Raw genomic sequence first — 18,144 nt, forward strand, 5'->3', positions numbered from 1 at the left:
TCGTTGCAGCATCCGGCGGGACGGCCCCAGCGGTGCGCTAATAGTGCTGAATTGGCGTATCAAACAACCTAAAAATCGCCATTCGGCGACGCCTGTCGTTAAAGTTTGCATAGCCTGAACGGCAGCTGAATGTCTCATCCGGGAAACTCCGGGGCAGGAAACTCCGGAGGGTGGCTGCCGAGCGGCATGGCCGGACGGGACCAATGGGCCGGGGTCCTGGACAGCACGGCGGCATGCCGGACCGAGCTCAGCGTGCCAAAGCCTGACCGCAGCCGTTCGATGAAGGGCTGCACCGCATCCGCCTTCAGGTCCTCGGTCGCAAGGCCTCCTTCGAGGCGGCCGAGATTCCACAGCCAGCGTCCGGTCTGCGCCAGCGATACCCGGACGTGCCAGCTGCCGCCTTCGCGGGCCTGGCGGGCCTTCGCCATCATGGCACCGAACGCCATGAAATATCCGGTGGCGTGGTCGAGCATCTGGGCCGGCAATTCCTTCGGCCCATCTGTGCCGGCCGCCTGTCCTTCGGCATGATTGAAGCCGGTCGTGGTCTGCACCAGCGAGTCGAAGCCGCGGCGCCCGGCCCACGGGCCGGCATGGCCGTAGGCCGACAGTGTCACATAGACGATCCCGGGATTGATCCGCGCCGCTTCCTCCGGCGAGAAGCCGAGCCGCGCGATCGCCTGCGGCCGATAGCCCTGCGAGAGAATATCGGCCTGCGCCAACAGCCCCTGCATCACACCCCGCCCCTCCTCGCTCCGCAGTTCGAGGAAGCTCGTGAGCTTGCCGCGGCCGGTGTCGATGGTGAGCCAGGGGATCGCCGGCAGATCGGGACCGGAGATCAGGAGTACGTCGGCGCCATGCGCCGCGAGCGTGCGGCCGGCGACGGGACCGGCGATTACGCGCGACAGATCGAGCACACGGATGCCGGCCAGCGGCCGGTTGCCCGCGGGCCACGGCTTCGGTGCGGCCTCGCCGATCTTCTCGATCGAGATCAGCGGCAGTTTTGCCAGTTCTTTGGCATGCGTCGTCGCCGACCACTCGTCGTGCGAGCGCATCAAGGCGACGACGCCGCCGGCGGCGTAGGCCGCGGTCTCGAACGCCTCGCCGTCCCATTGCAGCAGCGCGGCCTGGACCTCGTCACGCTCGGCGTTGCAGCCGAGCACCTTGCAGACGGCGTCGCGATGATGCGGGAAATTGGTGTGCAGGCGGACAAAGCGGTTGTCTTTGACACGATAGACGCCGGCGATCTTGTCCCAGGCCGGCGGCGGCGGCTTGTCGTCGACGCGCAAATAGCGCTCGCTGCGGCATTCGACGACGGCATGGCGGATGTCGACCGCGACGTCCTGCTGCTCGCCGCTGCGGGCCTTCCAGATCTCGGCCGCGGCGAGGCCGGCTGCTGCGATCGGCGCCTGCGCTGCGGCTGCGACCCGAAACGACGACGGCAGCTGCGGCTCGCTGCCGGTCAATGTGACCGCATCGAGCGCGGCCGGCGCGCCGCCGGCGCCGGTCCAGACATCGGAAAGGATTTCACGAATGTCCTGCATGCGCATACCCGTTTGCGATTATCCTATGCCCGAGCATGATGACAAAAAGGCGGTGCCCGATCCCAACAATCATTTCCGGCCCTGCTTATATCCAGCTCTGCCCGACCCACACAGGAGTTGCAATGGCTGCCATCGATCCTCTCACCGCCGGCGCTGTCTTCCTCGCGACCGCAGCGACCGACGCGGTCTATGTCATGTTCACCTCGGCGGTCGTGGCGCGCAAGCGCGTGCCGGCGGCGACCTGGAGCAGCGTCTGGTATGTGCTCTCCTCCTATGCGGTGATCAGCTACACCGAAAACTGGCTCTACGTCGCCTTCGCCGCCCTCGGCTCGTGGGTCGGCGCCTACGCATCGATCACCTTCCTGCACCGCCCGCCGGGCGGACCGCCGGTCGGCGCCGCGGTGGAGTAGCATGCAGCGGCTGAGGAAGTCATCCGCCATCGATGCGACGGTGAGACCCGCCCGACAGGGACCAGCTGTAAGCTACGTGTCAGCATTGGCGTGTAGGCTACACGTTCGCATTCGCGCGACATCAGTCGATGAACTGGTTGGATGGACAATGGCGCGTTCGCGCCGCATGAACTCGGAGAACCCATACGCCGCGGCGAATGTTGTAGGCGGGACTCGCCGTTGCAAGAGTGCATAGCAATTTGCTTCGGTGGTTAAGTCCCAGGCGTCGTCCCGGCGAAGGCCGGGACCCATACGCCGCAGCGGATGTTGTGGATGGCACTCGTCGTTCCAGCAGAGCGTAACCATTTGCAACGGTGGTTGTGGGTCCCGGCCTTCGCCGGGACGACGATGAGTGTGTGGCGCGGTATGTGAGTCATGCTTCCGCGTTCTCACGACATGTTTTGTCCGAGCTTTGCATCTCGTTCCGCCCTCTCTTTTGAACAGAGGGCGCAGGGAAAGCCGGGTGCCGATCGCACCCATGGGCCCCGAGGAATGGGTAGAAAGCTCGGGGGTAGGACCACAGGTGTCCTCAGGGTGACGGTGAGAGAGCCGTCGCACGCGGTTCAATGAAAATCGCGGGACGGCGGCAGGATGCGGACGTTGCGTGGGTGGCGGATCTTTTGCGGCGAGTTGTCGCCGTGATCGCGGCGGTCGTCGTTGAGCGGCTCGATCAGCGCGGGGCCCGCCGGCACCGGATGCTTGCGGCTCAAGGATTCGTTGGCGAGGCCGATCAGATCGTGGGAGCGATCGGTCATGCGCTGCGCCACCAGATGCGTCACGCCCTCCGGGCTGCTCTGGATATAGCCCTCGACCAGGATCAGGCGCGCGCCCATCACCTCCTTGCGGTACTGCTCCATCACCTTCGGCCACACCACGATGTTGGCGATGCCGGTCTCGTCCTCCAGTGTCATGAACACGACGCCCTTGGCGCTGCCCGGCCGCTGCCGCACCAGCACGACGCCGGCACAGCGGACGCGGCGGCGGTCGTTGCTCCGGTTGATGGTGTGACAGGCGACGACGCGCTCCTTCGTAAAGGTGTCGCGCAAAAACTCCATCGGATGGCCCTTCAGCGAGAGGCGGATGGTCTGATAGTCGGCGACCACCTGCTCCGGACGCGGCATCTCCGGCAGCGGCTTGGCGCCCTCATCCGGCTGCTCGCGTGCGGTGGCGGCCTCGAACAACGGCAGCGGCACGTCGTCGGGCAGCCGGCGCACCGCCCACAGCGCCTCGCGGCGGTCGAGCCCGAGCGAGCGGAACGCATCGGCGTCGGCGAGCAGGATCAGCGCGCGCTTGGGCAGGCCGGTGTCGCGCGCGAAGTCTTCCAGCGAGGTGAACGGCCGGCGGTTGCGCGCGGCAACGATGCGGTCGGCCCAGTCTGTCTCAACACCGTCATTCCGGGGATCGCGAAGCGAGAACCCGGAATCTCGAGATTCCGGGTCTGGTGCTAGCGCACCATCCCGGAATGACAGTTGAAGCTGTTTCAGCCTCTCCTCGTCCTCATCCAGCCAGTGAAATCCGTCGATCTGGCGAAAGCCGAGCCGCACCGCGCAATGATCGCCGACCTTCTCCTCGAGCGTGTTCTGCGCAAAGCTATGGGAGACATCGACTTCGCGCACCGTGACGCCGTTCTTGCGGGCGTCGCCGACGATCTGGGCCGGGGCATAGAAGCCCATCGGCTGCGAGTTGAGCAGGCCGCAGCAGAACGCATCCGGATGATGGTGCTTCAGCCATGAGGAGATGTAGACGAGTTGGGCAAAGCTCGCGGCATGGCTTTCCGGGAAGCCGTAACTGCCAAAGCCCTTGATCTGGTCGAAGCAGCTGCGGGCGAAATCCGGATCGTAGCCGCGCGCCACCATGTTGCCGACCAGCTTCTCCTCGTAGCTGCCGATGGTGCCGAGATTGCGGAAGGTCGCCATCGAGCGGCGCAGGCCATTGGCTTCCTCAGAGGTGAAATGGGCCGCCTCGATCGCGATCCGCATCGCCTGCTCCTGGAACAGCGGCACGCCGAGCGTCTTGTGCAGCACGTTGTAGAGTTCGTCCTTGTCGCCCTGGTCGGGCGCCGGCGATGGATAAGTCACCTGCTCCTGCTTGTTACGCCGCCGCAGATAAGGATGCACCATGTCGCCCTGGATCGGACCGGGGCGCACGATCGCGACCTCGATGACGAGATCGTAGAAGGTGCGCGGCTTCAGCCGCGGCAGCATGTTCATTTGCGCCCGACTCTCGACCTGGAACACGCCGAGCGACTCGCCGCGACACAGCATGTCGTAAACTTTCTTGTCGTCCTGCGGGACCGAAGCTAGCTCCCAGTGCTCGCCCTTGTGGTCGGCGATCAGGTCAAAACATTTGCGGATGCAGGTCAGCATGCCCAGCGCCAGCACGTCGACCTTCATCATGCTAAGGGCGTCGACGTCGTCCTTGTCCCATTCGATGAAAGTGCGGTCGTCCATCGCGGCGTTGCCGATCGGCACATAGGTGTCGAGCCGGTCCTGGGTCAGTACATAGCCGCCGACATGCTGCGAGAGATGACGCGGAAACTCGATCAGCTCGGTGGCGAGCTCGACCGCGAGGTTGATCATCGCATTTTTGGGATCGAGCCCGGCCTGTCGCACCTGCATGTCGTTGAGGCCCTTGCCCCAGCTGCCCCACACGGTGTCGGCGAGCGCCGCGGTGACGTCCTCGGTCAGCCCGAGCGCCTTGCCGACGTCACGGATCGCGCTGCGCGGGCGATAATGGATCACGGTGGCGATGATCGCGGCGCGGTGGCGGCCGTAGCGGCGGTAGACATATTGCATCACCTCCTCGCGCCGCGAATGCTCGAAATCGACGTCGATGTCGGGCGGCTCCAGCCGCTCCTTGGAGATGAAGCGCTCGAACAACAGATCGACCTTGGTCGGATCGACCGAGGTGACGCCAAGCACGAAGCAGACCGCGGAATTGGCTGCCGAGCCGCGTCCCTGGCACAGGATGTTCTGGCTGCGCGCATAGTGCACGATGTCGTGCACGGTGAGGAAGTAATGCGCGTATTTCAGCTCGGCGATCAGCGCGAGCTCCTTGTTCAGGGTGGTGCGAAGCTTTTCGTCGATCTCGCCGCCGAAATATTTGTCGACACCGGCCCAGGTCAAATCTTCCAGATGCTGCTGCGCGGTCTTGCCCGGCGGCACCGGCTCGTCGGGATACTGATATTTGAGCTGGTCGAGCGAGAAAGAGATGCGTGCAGCAAAGCGCATGGTTTCCGCGATCGCGTCCGGCAGATCGCGAAACAGCCTGATCATTTCATGCGCTGGCTTGAGATGCCGCTCGGCATTGGCCTCGAGCCTGCGGCCGACCGCCTCGATCGTGGTCTTTTCGCGGATGCAGGTCAGCACGTCCTGCAGCGGGCGGCGCGCCGGATGGTGATAGAGCACCTCGTTGGTGGCGATGAGCGGCACACCGGCGTCGGTGGCGAGGCCATGCAGCCGCGCGAGGCGGCGCCTGTCGTCGCCGCGATAGAGCAGGCTTGCGGCGAGCCAGACGCCGTCGGCGGCGCTTGCCTTCAGCTTTGCAAGCAGATCGAGCGTGCCTGCCTCCTCAAAGCGATGCGGCAGCGCCAGCACCAGGAGCTGCCCCTCGACGAAGTCGAGGAGGTCGGCGAGCTTCAGATGGCACTCGCCTTTCTCGATCCGCACGATGTCGTCGCCGCGCTTGCCGCGGGTCAGGAGCTGGCACAGCCGGCCATAGGCGGCGCGATCGCGCGGATAGACCAGGATGTCGGGCGTAGAGTCGATGAAGACGATGCGGGCGCCGATCAAAAGCTTTGGCGGATGGGCAACCTTCTCGCTGTCGAGCTCCTTCCAGGCGCGCACCACGCCGGCCAGCGTGTTGTGATCGGCGAGCCCGATCACGGGAATCCCGAGTTCGCTCGCCTGATGCACATAGGCGCGCGGATCGGAACCGCCGCGCAGGAAGGAGAAATTGCTGGTGATGCCGATCTCGGCATAATCAGGTGGAGGTGCGCTCATGCGAACAGCCCATGCACATACCAGTTGGCCGGAACGGGCTTGCCCTCCTCGTCGCGCAGCTCGCTCTCGTAGAGACCGTCGCGAAAGATCCAGAAGCGCTGGCCTTCGGCATCCTCGACGCGGAAATAATCGCGCGTCAGCGACGCGCCGTCCTGCTTCCACCATTCCATCGCGATGCGCTCGGGGCCCTCGACCCGCACCACCTCGTGCTGCGCGCGCCGCCAGGTGAATTGATGCGGCGGACCGTCGGGCACGGTCGCGAACGGCACCTTGATCGGTTCGGGCTGCTCGAATAGCCGCAAGGGACGCAGCGGTGGTTCGCTCGCAACGTGCTCCGGCCAGGCGGCGGCGCTGGCCGCGGCCAGATGATGCTGCGCCGGCAGCGCGAGCGCCGATCGTTCGGGGATGTGGCTCTCCAGCGGCAGATGCACGACGACGCGTTTTCCGCCGATGCGGGCGGCGATGCGGTCGATCAGCGCCGAGAGCTCGTCATTGTCGTGTATGGTGGCGTCGAGATCGCGCTGCTGCTGTACCACGATCTCGGTACGCCCTGCGGCGAGGCGAATGAGATCAAAGCCGAAGCCGGGATCGAGCGGATCATTCAGCGCATCGAGCCGCTCGCGGAACAGGCGATCGATCATCTCGGGCCGCGTCACCGGACGCCCGGTCTCGACCATGATCGCGCGCACCGCACCGTCGGTGCGGAAGAAGCTCGCTTCCAGCTGCCGCGCACCTTTGCCCTGCTTGTCCATCGCCGCAACCAGCATCTTGGCAAGGCTTGAGAGCGTCAGCGCGATCACGGTGTCGGTCGCGATCGGCTCGGGGAAACGCTTCTCGACGATGTAATCGGGCAGCGGCTTGCGCGGGCTGATCGGGGCATCGCCCTGCCCGAGCGCGTGGCTGAGCAAGGTGGTGAAGGCCGCACCGAACCGCGCCGAGATTTCGTGCGGCGCGCGCGAGGCGACATCGCCGATGGTCTTCAAGCCGGCGCGGCGCAGGCCGGTGGTGACAGCGGCATCGGCACCGAGCGCCGACACCGGCAGCGGGCCGACCGCCGCCGCCTCCTCGCCATCGGCGACAATCTTGCCCGAGGCGGTGCGCGTCAGCGTACGCGCCGCGATCGAGGTGCCGGCAATGGCCGCGCTGACGGCAAAGCCGCGCCGGCTCAGCGCCCCCGTCACGGTCTGTAGCAGCGCTCGCTCGCCGCCGAACAGATGCGCGCAGCCGGTGATGTCGAGAAACAGACCGTAAGGCAGATCGAGCGCGACCAGCGGCGTGAAGCGGTCGCACCAGCCGGCGATGTCGTTCAGCGTCTTCAGATCGGCGGCGGGATCGGCATCATAGACCGTGAGCTCCGGACAGATCGCCCGCGCATTGGCGAGCGGCAGCCCGATCGACAGCCCGGCGCGCACCGCGGCCTCGTCGATCGCGTGCAGCAGGATGGCGTTGTGGTCTTTTGCGACGACGACGCTGGGGAGTTCTGCTTTCTTCGCCTCTCCCGCTTGCGGGAGAGGGAGCCCTGCCACCTCCCGTGCATCAGCTTGCGAGGCGATGTCCTGCGCGAGCTTGCGCTTGATGCGGTCGATGGGCAGGCGTGGCAGCCACAGGCTGAGAATACGCCGACGGTTCACTGAATTGGCACTCATCACATTTCCATTCCATGATCCATCGCCCGACAGGGCCATGACGATTGCGCACGAGTTCGGCCTCGAAGCGCGGCGCGCCCCACACGCTCGCGGCATTGCCCGGCGGCGAATGCGCCGCGCGCACGATCCAGCGCGTCTCCGCGGTCGAGGGGATCGGGGTTGCCGCGATCCGCAGCACCAGCGCGGTGACGCCGGAGGCCTGCGCGGCCAGGGTCAATTTGCGGCTGGCGACGAGATCGAGCTGGCGCGCCTGGCCCCAGACCTCGAGCACGACCGCGCCGAGCGCATCGCAGGCGAGCGCGTCGGCCGCGGCGCGCAGGCCGCTATCGACATCGGCAGCGCGCACCGTGACCAAGAGGCGCGGATCGAGGCCGAGCTCGGCAAGCCCGCGCATCGATAGCGCGCCGTTTTCGCGATCGGAAAAATCCTGCCGCACCCAGACCAGCGGCTTGCGTGCCGACAGCCGTCCGGCGAGCCCCGCAATGAAGCCGGTCGCCGCGCCGCCTTGATGGCCGGCCGCGAACACCTCGTGCAATGCCGCCGGCGCAAGCCCGCCGCGCAGCATCGCATCCGCGCCGGCATGGCCGAGCGCGACGCGGTTCGGCATCGCCGCATCCGATGACGCCTCGATACGCGCGATGCTGCCGCGCAGAGACGCAAGCGTACCTATGCGTGCGGCGGCGCATGATCCGCCAAAGTGTGAGCGGTTTGGCGACAAGATCATGCGCCTTTCTTAAAAAAGAGGAGCGCGATCGGACGCAAAACCGGCGACCACTTTTGCTGATCGCGCTCCGGCATATGCGCCGCTCCTTCCAACCAAAATTTGAGGCCGTCACTGGTCTGAACAGAGAACCAGGGACTGGCTCATTTGTTCATGATATGTTCTAATATAAAGCTAACAGGGCCCGCGGAGTCAATCGGATTGGTGAGATCATCGATTCATGAGTGGAATCAATGGGATTCAGCAGCCGCCGAACCGGACAGGCCCTGATCTTCCGCAAGTCAGGCACGCAGGCCCCGAAAATGACGGCGTGACGGAAACGGAGCAATCGCATGCGCATCATCGTGCTCGACAACGACACCGATTTCGAGGGCTGGCGCAAGGCCGCGCGGCGATTGGCGCTGAACGATGTGAAGCCCGCGGAGATCACATGGACCGTACGCAGCGACGACGAATTGTCGTCGGCATCCTGCGTGAATGAATTGCCGGATACGCCGCAGGCTCGGTTCAATGTGTCGGCCAAATTCGTCGAGCTCGCAAAGGCCGCGATCCTGCATCGCAGTGACGAACGCTTTGCCCTGCTCTATCGCCTGCTGTGGCGGCTGCGCAGCCGTCACGATCTGCTCAGTGCGACCGATGATCCCGATATCGCCGAGGTCCACGCGATGGCGCGCGCGGTCTATGTCGATATCGACAGGATGCATGCGCATCTGCGCTTCCGCGAGATCGGCCGCGAGCGGACGGCGCATTACGTCGCATGGTTCGAGCCGGAGCATCACATCGTCGAGCTTGCCGCGCCGTTCTTCGCCAGCCGCTTCGCCGACATGCCGTGGTCGATCCTGACCCCCGACGTCTGCGCACATTGGGACGGGCACGCGATCTCGATCACGCCGGGCGTCGCCAAATCCGAAGTGCCGACCGAGGACCGGCTCGAGGAGGCCTGGCGGCGTCACGACAACGGCCGCTTCAATCCCGCACGGCTGAAAGTGATGGAGATGCCGCAAGCCTATTGGAGGAACCTGCCCGAGGACTCGATCATTAAGCCTCTGATCGAAGACGCAATGCGCATGACCAGCGGCCCCTTCATCGCACGCAAGGCGGCCGAGCCGCAGAAGCGGCAGGATACGCCGATGCCCCGCAAGCAAGTTCAAGGCAAGCAAGTTCAAGGCAGGCAAGCTCACGACACCATCGCGGCCTTGCGCGAGGAGGCCGCCGATTGCCGCGCCTGCCCGCTGTGGAAAGACGCAACCCAGACCGTGTTCGGCGAGGGACCGCAAAGCGCAACGCTGATGCTGGTCGGCGAGCAGCCCGGCGACAAGGAAGATCTCGCAGGCCACCCCTTCGTCGGACCGGCCGGCCAGATGCTCGATCGAGCGCTGCAGGAAGCCGGCATCGATCGCCGCAAGGTCTATGTCACCAATGCAGTGAAGCACTTCAAATTTGTGCCGCGCGGCAAGATCCGGCTGCACCAGAAGCCGAGCACACCGGAGATCCGCGCCTGCCGCCAGTGGTATGAGCGCGAGCTCGCCACCATCAAGCCGGACCTCGTGATGGCGCTCGGCGCCACCGCCGCGCAGAGCGTGCTCGGCAAGATCACGCCGATCAACAAGAACCGCGGCCATCTGATCGACCACGACGGAACCAAGGTGCTCGTCACTGTGCACCCGTCCTATCTGTTGCGGCTGCCGGATGAAAAAGCCAAGGCGCTGGAATATCAGCGCTTTATCGACGACCTGAAAATCGCCGCACATCAGTTGCGCAGATCAGTCGATGCAGCTTGAGTTCCGCAAAACCAGCGGAACCTGAGGAACCACATCGCAACGAGAAATTGTTCTAAGCCGCGGACAAATACCTACAACCTTTAATTGATCCGTGGTAGGGTAGCATGTTCCGCAGGTATCGGGCGTCATGTTCACGCCATGACGTACCCTGAGGCGGGCGCGCTGCGCGGTTTGCTAGCCCCGATCGTGCGGCGCGCCACCTCATCTCTCAATCCCCCTCCCTCATTTCGCAACCTTCCACTCGCAGGCGTCCGCCGAATTCTCCGGCTGCCCGGCCGGCCGGATGCCAGTGTGATGTCCTCCGCACATTGTCTCGTCCTGCGAAACGCAGGCAGCTTTCCGTCGCGATCCGCGATCCTTGTTGCTGAAGATTGCCACGAGGCCGCGAAGCCACGTGCGCGCTCAATGCGTTGCACAAAACTTCGGCTCGATGTCCACCGCCACGGGAGACCGGCGCGGCTCGCGGGCCGGATTTCAATTGCTTGTCATATGCATCGATCAAAATCGGGAGCATTGGGACAGGAGTTTACCATGAGCGATATGGCGTTACCCGGCTCGATCGAGCCCGCCCTGAAAAAGGGTCCGGACCTCGACAAGGGCTTTCATCCTCTCACCGGGGTTATCTATTTGGGCGTGGTTGCGGCCGCGCTGCTGTTCGTTGCCTACAGCATCTATGCCGATGTCGACGCCACCGGCACGCGCATCACCTCGTTCCTGCCGTATATCCTGCTGTTCGTCGCGCTGCTGATCGCGCTCGGCTTCGAATTCGTCAACGGCTTCCATGACACCGCGAACGCGGTCGCCACCGTGATCTACACCCGCTCGCTGCCGGCGCATGTCGCCGTGGTGTGGTCGGGCATGTTCAACCTGATCGGCGTGCTGCTCTCCAGCGGCGCCGTCGCGTTCGGCATCGTCTCGCTGCTTCCGGTCGAACTGATCCTGCAGGTCGGCAGCAGTGCCGGCTTTGCCATGGTGTTCGCGCTCTTGATCGCCGCCATCATCTGGAATCTCGGCACCTGGTGGCTCGGCCTGCCGGCCTCGAGCTCGCACACCCTGATCGGTTCGATCATGGGCGTCGGCATCACCAACGCGCTGCTGCGCGGCCGTGACGGCACCTCGGGCGTCGACTGGTCGCAGGCGACCAACATCGCGAAGGCGCTGCTGCTGTCGCCGCTGTTCGGCTTCGCGCTCGCCGCCGGCCTGCTCTACCTCCTCAAGATCGCGCTGCAGCGCGCGACGCCGGCGCTGTTCGGCGAACCGGTCGGCGACCAGCCGCCGCCGTGGTGGATCCGCGGCATCCTGATCCTGACCTGCACACTGGTCAGCTTCTTCCACGGCTCCAATGACGGTCAGAAGGGCATGGGCCTGATCATGCTGATCCTGATCGGCACCGTGCCGACCGCCTATGCGCTGAACCGCGCAATGCCCTCGAGCCAGATCGAGCTGTTCACGGCGCACTCGACCGCGGCCAGCAAGGTCATCGAAGGCAAGGCCGCCGGTTACAACGTGATCGGCAACCCGCGCCCGGCTGTGACCAACTATGTCGCGCAGCACCAGATCAACGAAGGCACCTTTCCGTCGCTTGCGGTGCTGGTGCGCGACATCGGCCAGCAGGTTGCCCAGTATGGATCGCTGGCCAAGTTCCCGGCTGACGCGGTCGGCAACACCCGTAACGACATGTACCTGGCGTCCGAGGCGATCCGTTTCCTGATGAAGGACAAGGAAGCCGAGCTGACCGCTGCCGACATCGCCACGCTGAACCAGTACAAGGGCTCGCTCGATGCCGCGACGAAGTTCATCCCGAGCTGGGTGAAGTTCGCCGTCGCCATCGCGCTCGGCCTCGGCACCATGGTCGGCTGGAAGCGCATCGTCGTCACCGTCGGCGAGAAGATCGGCAAGACCCACCTGACCTACGCGCAGGGCGCCTGCGCCGAGATCACGGCGGCCGCGACGATCGCGGCGGCCGACGGCTACGGCCTGCCGGTCTCGACCACGCATGTGCTGTCGTCAGGCATCGCCGGCACCATGGCCGCCAACGGCTCCGGCCTGCAATGGGCCACGATCCGCAACATCGCGATGGCCTGGGTGCTGACGCTGCCGGCCGCGATGATCATCTCGGGCGTTCTCTACTACGTGTTCTACCACCTGTTCTGACGCCCCACGCTTTCGGCGCAGCAACGCGCCGGACAAAGGCCCGCACTCCGGTGCGGGCCTTTTGCTTTGGACTGCAGCCCGGCTCCTCGCTCAGGCGGCGCAAGCCTTCGCAACCTCGGCCAGCAGGCCGCGCGCCCATTTGTGCAAGCCGGATTTGGCCGTCCTGGCGCCCCAGTGCATGTCGATCGAGATCGGCACGCGGAACGGCAGCGCAGCGACATGGAGGCCGCCGCGCATCGCCCGCGCCAGATGATGCGGGATGGTCGCGACGAGCCTGGTGCCTGTGATGATGCGCTCCAGACTGTCGTGGTTGGGCAGGCTGACCACTGGCTCGATCTCGATCTTCCTCGCCCTCAGCGCCGCGAGATAGAGCGGCTGCCACTCACCGCTGTGGGTGATGAAGACATGCTCGGCCCTGGCATAGGCCGACAGCGCGATCCGGCCGCGCGCCAGCGGATTGGCCCGATCCATCACGCAGACGTAGTGGTCGGTGAGGATATGGCGCCGGAAGAAGCCTTCGCCGGCGATGCCGACCGGACCAAGCACGATGTCGCACTGGTTCTGCTTGAGATGGACATCGCCGTGGCCCGCGGCATCGAGCAGGACGAGACGGACTTGCGGCGCGCCGGCGCGCAGCCGCGTGCTGAACTGCGGGATCAGGGTCTGACGTTCGTGATAGTTGCAGGAGATCGTCACGCTGCCCTGCGCCGTCGCCGGGTCGAATTCCGCCGGTGAGGCAAGCCCGTCGATCTCGCCGATCATGTCCCGCGCCCAGGTAACCAGCGTCGCGCAGCGCTTGGTCGCCGTCACGCCATTGCCGCTGCGAACGAACAGCGGGTCATGCAGCGCGCCGCGCAGCCGCTCGATCGCATAGCTGATGGTGGACTGGTTGACGTCGAGCCGTTTGGCCGCGGCGGAGAACGACTGCAGGTCATAGACCAGCACAAGGGTCCGCAGAGTCCCGATGTCGATCGGATCGATCGAGGAATTGGCCGCCACGCTGCACCTCCCGCATTGCTGGCGGCCCAGCCTAGCACAAGGTCATGGAATATTTCGATGGGCCAGATCAATCCCATCGAATTGAGCGATCGCGCAGCCCGGGGCTAGCCTTGGCGAAAAAGCGCTCCCGGGAGGACCAATGACCAGCGCCGTGCCTGTCGTTACCGATATCGCGTATCAGGATCTGCTCGACGACCCCTATCCGATCTTCCGCCGTCTGCGCGAGATCGCGCCGGCGGTCTTCGTCGCGCCCGCGAAGCTGACGCTGGTGACACGCTTCGACGACATCATGCGGATCGAGCGCGATCCCGCGACCTACTCGGCCGATAATCCGGCCTCGCTGGTCAACAAGGTGATGGGGCCGACCTTCATGCGCAAGGACGGCGCCGAGCATGCGATCGGCCGCAAGGCGATCGAGCCCTCGTTCCGTCCGGCCACAATCAAGGAGCATTGGGCGCCGCAATTCACCGCGATCGCAGAAAAACTGATCGATGATCTGTTGGCGACCGAAGAGGCCGATCTGTTCTCCGCCCTTGCCGCGCCGATGGCCTCGCTCAGCCTGATGGCAATGATCGGGTTTCGCAAGATGCCGTGGCAAACCCTCGCCGAGTGGTCGCAGGCGCTGATCGACGGCGCGGGCAATTACGCCGCCGACGCCGAGATCGAGCGCAAGGCGATGCAGGCGAGCGCCGAGGTCGATGCCGCGATCGACGCGGTGCTCGACGATCACCGCCGCCAGCCGAATCCTTCGGTCCTGTCCTCGATGATCAATGCCGATCCGCCGATGCCGATCGAGGGCATCCGCGCCAACATCAAGGTGATCATCGGCGGCGGCCTGAACGAGCCGCGCGACGCGATCCTGACGCTCGTGCTCGGCCTCCTGGAAAACCCGCCGCAGAAGAACAGCGTGCTGGCAAAGCCGGATCTGTGGCCGGCCGCGCTCGAGGAAGCGGTGCGCTGGATCTCGCCGATCGGCATGTATCCGCGCCGCGTCACCCGCGACGTCGATCTCTCCGGCACCACGCTGCCGCAAGACCTTCAGATCGGCCTCTGCGTCGGCGCCGCCAACCGCGACGGCAGCCGCTTCGTCGAGCCCGATCGCTTCGACGTGACGCGGCCCAAGCAATCGCATCTGGCGTTCGGCGCCGGACCGCATTTCTGCGCCGGCACCTGGGTGTCGCGGCTGACCGTCGGCAAGATCGTGGCGCCGATGCTGTTCGCGCGCTTGCGCAATCTGCGCCTCCGCGCGGAGGCGCCGCCGGTCGTGCGCGGCTGGGTGTTCCGCGGACCGGTGACGCTGCCGGTGCGATGGGACGCGTGAGCCTCACGCCGCCAGTGCGTTCTCGACGATCTTCACGAAATACGACGTGCCGAAGACGATCGCCTCGTCGTTGAAATTGTAGGCAGGGTGATGCAGGCCGGCGCTGTCGCCATTGCCGCAGAAGATGAAGGCGCCGGGCCGCGCTTCCAGCATGTAGGAAAAATCCTCGGCGCCCATCAGCGGCGGCATCTCGTGCACGTTGGACGCGCCCGCGACCTCGCGCGCGATGCGGCTCGCGAATTCGGTCTGCGCCTCATGGTTGACGGTGACCGGGTAGCCGCGTTCATAGGTGAGATCGATCTTGGCGCCGGTCATCTTGGCAACGCCGTCGACCACCTCGCGCACGCGCTTCTCGATGAGGTCGCGCACCTCGCGGGTCAGGGTGCGCACGGTGCCGCGCAGCTCCGCGGTCTGCGGGATCACGTTGCGGGCGTTGCCGGCGTGGAACTCGCACATCGAGATCACGGCGGAGTCGAGCGGATCGACGGTGCGCGCGACGATCTGCTGCAAGGCGGTGACGAGCTGCGCGCCGACCAGCACGGAATCGATGCATTTGTGCGGACGCGCGGCGTGACCGCCGAGCCCTTCGATCTTGATGTCGATCGCATCGGTCGCGGCCATGATCGGGCCGGTGCGGATCGCGAACGAGCCAATCGGAATCCCCGGACCGTTGTGCATGCCGTAGACCTGCTCGATGCCGAAGCGATCCATCAGGCCGTCCTTGATCATCGCGGCTGCTCCGGCCCCGCCCTCCTCGGCCGGCTGGAAGATCACGACCGCCTCGCCGGCGAAATTGCGCGTCTCGGCCAGATAGCGCGCCGCCCCCAGCAGCATCGCGGTGTGGCCGTCATGGCCGCAGGCGTGCATCTTGCCCGGCGTCTTCGAGGCGTAGGGCAAATTGGTCTGCTCGTGGATCGGCAACGCATCCATGTCGGCGCGCAGGCCGATCACCTTGACGTCGCCCTTGGCCGGCCCCTTCTTGCCCTTGATGACCCCGACCACGCCGGTCTTGCCGAGCCCGGTCGCGACCTCGTCGCAACCGAACTCGCGCAACCGGTCGGCGACGAATGATGCAGTGCGGTGCACATCGTAGAGCAGCTCGGGGTTTTCATGGATGTCGCGGCGCCAGGCCTGGATATCGGGTTGCAGATCGGCGACGCGGTTCACGATGGGCATGAGAATTCTGGCCTCAGAGGTTGGACGTAAGTCATCTCTAGCATGCAAGAGCCGGTCCACCCAAACAGATGTGGCATGCTCGCGGCTGGAGCCTGCATTCGCAATCGGGATGCGGGCCGCCCCTCGCTGGACTTTGCGCAGACTTCAGGTCTGATATCATCGCATCCGACCAAAGCCTAATAGTGCGGCACATATCCCGCACGGATACTACCCCAGGTTTCCCGCACCGAAATCCTCTCGCCTTCCAACACGGAGCGGCTGCATGACGCCGGATCAAGCGGTCCTGTTTTCCACCATCATCCTGCTGGTGCCGATGGGATACTTCCTGCTGGCGGCGCCGGCGTTCCTGCTCGTGAAGCTCGACGTCCCGCCGGTCACACGGCTGCTGCGTGGCATGTTCAATGCCTACTTCCTGGTGCTCACTGTTTCGGGCGTGATCGGCACGCTCGCCTTTGCCACGGCCGGCCGGTTCGCCGTTGCGCTTGGCATCGCCTTGATCGCGGCGTTCGCGGTGCTGGCGCGCCGATGGTTCTTGCGGCGGCTCGATGCTGAGGCGGACGCGCGAGACTCGGGTGATCCCACCGCGGTGCGGCGGCTGCGCCAGCTGCATTGGGGCGGCATGCTGTGCAACGCGGTGCAGGTGTTCGCTCTGGTCGGCAGCATTCCCTACATGGCGCCGCTGCCCTGATCGCGGTTTGCTCGCTCGTCCGGATGCGGTTCCCGGCTGTCCGCTATGCGTCACGTTTCCGATGCGGATCGTACTTCGAAAGCACGTCCTTGAGATAATCCCGGCTTTTCCATTCCGGGGCGGGCGGCTCGTACCCGGGCCGAGGCACGTACAGATTCGCCGGTACGTCCGCTGAGGCGCCCATCAGGTCCGGAACGTAGCGCGGGCAATTTGGAAAGATCTCGCATTCGACGCGCACGACGACCTTCGCGCCGTGATGCCCGGCAAGCACTTCGGCGCTGTCGTGGATCGTTGCCTTGCCTCGGATGCGCGTGCGAAACGTCTTGCCGTCGAGCCGTACAAACAACAATCCGACGTTCGGGTTGCGGTGAATATTGCCGAGCGTGCGGTACATGTTGTTGCCGTCGTACTCAGGGAACTCAAGCGTATCAGGCCCGGTGATCTTCACGAAGCCGGGATCGCCGGAACGCATCGAGCAATCGACGTTGTCCTGGTAGCTGGTCGCGATGAAAAAGAAGCGCGTCTCCTCGATGAGCTTGCGGTCCTGTTCCCAGAATTCGAAGTGGAGGCGATGCTTCTCGAGGCCGTCGGCGACACGCCGACCGTCGAAGCGGTCCTGCAACTCACGCATTCCGTCGTGATAGAAAGGGGCGCGGACTGGGTCGGCCACAGCAATCCTCCGGCAAGTTGAGCAATCGATCTGCACTTTGACGTGGCCGCGATTTTCCTTGGCAGTTCACCCGGCCAGCAAGGCGAAAGACTATTCATTCGGCATGGGCGTGGAAAGCCATCCAGGTCCGGAGCGGGTGAAAAGGCGTCGATAACGGCCGTCCCCTACCCTGATGTCAGCATCTGGCTGCGGATCTCCTGCGCGGTGCGGCGCAGCGGCAGCAGGAACTTCTTGCGCGCGCCGGCTTCGCTCACCGTTCCCGAGATCGTGTTGACGCTGAGCGCGGCGACCACCGCGCCCGCGGGATCGCGCAACGGCACCGCGATGCCGCAGATCGCCGGATCGAGCTCGCCGTCGACCCAGGCATAGCCGTCGCTCTCGACCCGCGCGAGCAACTCGCCGAGACGCTCCGGATCGGTGACCGTGCGCGGCGTGACCTGCCTGAAGCCCCCGGTCGCGAGATAAGCCTCGCGGGTGCCGGGCGGCAGCGCCGCGAGCATGACGCGGCCGAGCGAGACCAGATGCGCGGGCAGCCGGCTGCCGACGCCAAGATTGGCGGAAAGAATCCGCCGCGCCGGCAGGCGCAGCGCATAGACGATCTCATCCTCGTCGAGCACCGCCATCGCGCAGGATTCGCCGATCTCGTTGCGCAGGTTTTCCAGCGCACGCTGCGCATGACCCCAGTATGGCAAGGCGTTGAGATAGGACAGGCCGAGCCCGAGCGCGCGCGGCCGCAGGCTGAAATAGCGTCCGTCGGAGGCGCAATATTTCAGCGCGATCAGGGTCGCGAGGATACGCCGCGCGGTGGCGCGGTTGAGGCCGGCAGTATCGGCGGCCTCCGCCAGCGTGTGCCGCCCCGGCGGCTTGCCGAGTGCCTCGATGATCGAGAAGCCGCGCGCAATCGCGCGCACGAAGCCGTCACTCTCTTTGCTCATGGCGGGCGCCCAGCTGGTTCCGTCATCGCGCTCATGACATCGCAGCTCGCATGGCTGCCTGC

13 protein-coding genes are annotated in these 18,144 nt (G+C 65.3%); 5 read left to right on the forward strand and 8 right to left on the reverse strand.

Translation table 11 applies throughout. The features are described from left to right. Nucleotides 1–134 precede the first annotated feature (134 nt). Complete coding sequence (locus Q2M23_RS04670; RefSeq protein ID WP_076833569.1) at nucleotides 135–1,541, reverse strand: CoA transferase; 1,407 nt, start codon at nucleotides 1,539–1,541, stop codon at nucleotides 135–137. Between the two features lie 122 nt (nucleotides 1,542–1,663). Here Q2M23_RS04670 and Q2M23_RS04675 point away from each other — a divergent pair, with 122 nt between their 5' ends. Further along, entirely contained in the window at nucleotides 1,664–1,951 is a 288-nt protein-coding gene (locus Q2M23_RS04675) for a hypothetical protein (protein ID WP_018270628.1), read from the forward strand. Between the two features lie 602 nt (nucleotides 1,952–2,553). On the opposite strand, the gene Q2M23_RS04680 is transcribed toward Q2M23_RS04675, so the two are convergent. The 3 genes from Q2M23_RS04680 to Q2M23_RS04690 are packed head-to-tail and all read right to left on the reverse strand — an operon-like array spanning nucleotide 2,554 to nucleotide 8,361. Continuing rightward, nucleotides 2,554–5,991 carry an error-prone DNA polymerase gene (locus Q2M23_RS04680; RefSeq protein WP_316394599.1) on the reverse strand — a complete coding sequence of 1,146 codons (3,438 nt, stop codon included), beginning with the start codon at nucleotides 5,989–5,991 and terminating at the stop codon, nucleotides 2,554–2,556. Next, the gene (locus Q2M23_RS04685) at nucleotides 5,988–7,637 is read right to left on the reverse strand and encodes a DNA polymerase Y family protein (protein WP_316394601.1); all 1,650 of its coding nucleotides are present in this window, start codon (nucleotides 7,635–7,637) and stop codon (nucleotides 5,988–5,990) included. The genes Q2M23_RS04680 and Q2M23_RS04685 overlap by 4 nt, the downstream gene beginning before the upstream one ends. Beyond that, nucleotides 7,528–8,361, reverse strand: a complete 834-nt coding sequence (locus Q2M23_RS04690) for an ImuA family protein (RefSeq protein ID WP_410469689.1) — start codon at nucleotides 8,359–8,361, stop codon at nucleotides 7,528–7,530. The genes Q2M23_RS04685 and Q2M23_RS04690 overlap by 110 nt, the downstream gene beginning before the upstream one ends. 329 nt (nucleotides 8,362–8,690) lie before the next feature. Between Q2M23_RS04690 and Q2M23_RS04695 the strand changes: the two genes are divergently transcribed. Together Q2M23_RS04695 and Q2M23_RS04700 are read left to right on the forward strand one after the other, a co-directional pair. After that, nucleotides 8,691–10,139 carry a UdgX family uracil-DNA binding protein gene (locus tag Q2M23_RS04695; RefSeq protein ID WP_316394605.1) on the forward strand — a complete coding sequence of 483 codons (1,449 nt, stop codon included), beginning with the start codon at nucleotides 8,691–8,693 and terminating at the stop codon, nucleotides 10,137–10,139. Nucleotides 10,140–10,670: 531 nt separating this feature from the next. Next, nucleotides 10,671–12,293, forward strand: coding sequence for an inorganic phosphate transporter (locus Q2M23_RS04700; protein ID WP_057015669.1), 1,623 nt, complete (start codon nucleotides 10,671–10,673; stop codon nucleotides 12,291–12,293). Nucleotides 12,294–12,383: 90 nt separating this feature from the next. Here the strand turns inward: Q2M23_RS04700 and Q2M23_RS04705 are convergent, their stop codons facing one another. Beyond that, on the reverse strand, nucleotides 12,384–13,292 hold the full coding sequence (locus Q2M23_RS04705; RefSeq protein WP_316394609.1) for a LysR family transcriptional regulator: 909 nt from the start codon (nucleotides 13,290–13,292) through the stop codon (nucleotides 12,384–12,386). A gap of 139 nt (nucleotides 13,293–13,431) precedes the next feature. Here Q2M23_RS04705 and Q2M23_RS04710 point away from each other — a divergent pair, with 139 nt between their 5' ends. Further along, nucleotides 13,432–14,613, forward strand: coding sequence for a cytochrome P450 (locus Q2M23_RS04710; protein ID WP_316394611.1), 1,182 nt, complete (start codon nucleotides 13,432–13,434; stop codon nucleotides 14,611–14,613). A gap of 3 nt (nucleotides 14,614–14,616) precedes the next feature. On the opposite strand, the gene Q2M23_RS04715 is transcribed toward Q2M23_RS04710, so the two are convergent. Beyond that, complete coding sequence (locus Q2M23_RS04715; RefSeq protein WP_057015671.1) at nucleotides 14,617–15,789, reverse strand: M20 aminoacylase family protein; 1,173 nt, start codon at nucleotides 15,787–15,789, stop codon at nucleotides 14,617–14,619. A 262-nt stretch (nucleotides 15,790–16,051) separates the two neighbouring features. On the opposite strand from Q2M23_RS04715, the gene Q2M23_RS04720 reads away from it, so the two are divergent. Next, the gene (locus Q2M23_RS04720) at nucleotides 16,052–16,477 is read left to right on the forward strand and encodes a hypothetical protein (RefSeq protein WP_057015672.1); all 426 of its coding nucleotides are present in this window, start codon (nucleotides 16,052–16,054) and stop codon (nucleotides 16,475–16,477) included. Nucleotides 16,478–16,520: 43 nt separating this feature from the next. Here Q2M23_RS04720 and Q2M23_RS04725 read toward each other — a convergent pair whose 3' ends face one another. Then, nucleotides 16,521–17,147, reverse strand: coding sequence for a pyridoxamine 5'-phosphate oxidase family protein (locus Q2M23_RS04725; RefSeq protein ID WP_316394617.1), 627 nt, complete (start codon nucleotides 17,145–17,147; stop codon nucleotides 16,521–16,523). Nucleotides 17,148–17,311: 164 nt separating this feature from the next. Then, nucleotides 17,312–18,082: an IclR family transcriptional regulator C-terminal domain-containing protein gene (locus tag Q2M23_RS04730; RefSeq protein WP_076833082.1), complete on the reverse strand. Its 771-nt coding sequence runs from the start codon at nucleotides 18,080–18,082 to the stop codon at nucleotides 17,312–17,314. Between the last annotated feature and the right edge of the window lie 62 nt (nucleotides 18,083–18,144).

The sequence above is a fragment of the Bradyrhizobium sp. 33ap4 genome (genome assembly GCF_032654765.1).
GTDB classification, from domain to species: Bacteria; Pseudomonadota; Alphaproteobacteria; order Rhizobiales; family Xanthobacteraceae; genus Bradyrhizobium; species Bradyrhizobium australafricanum.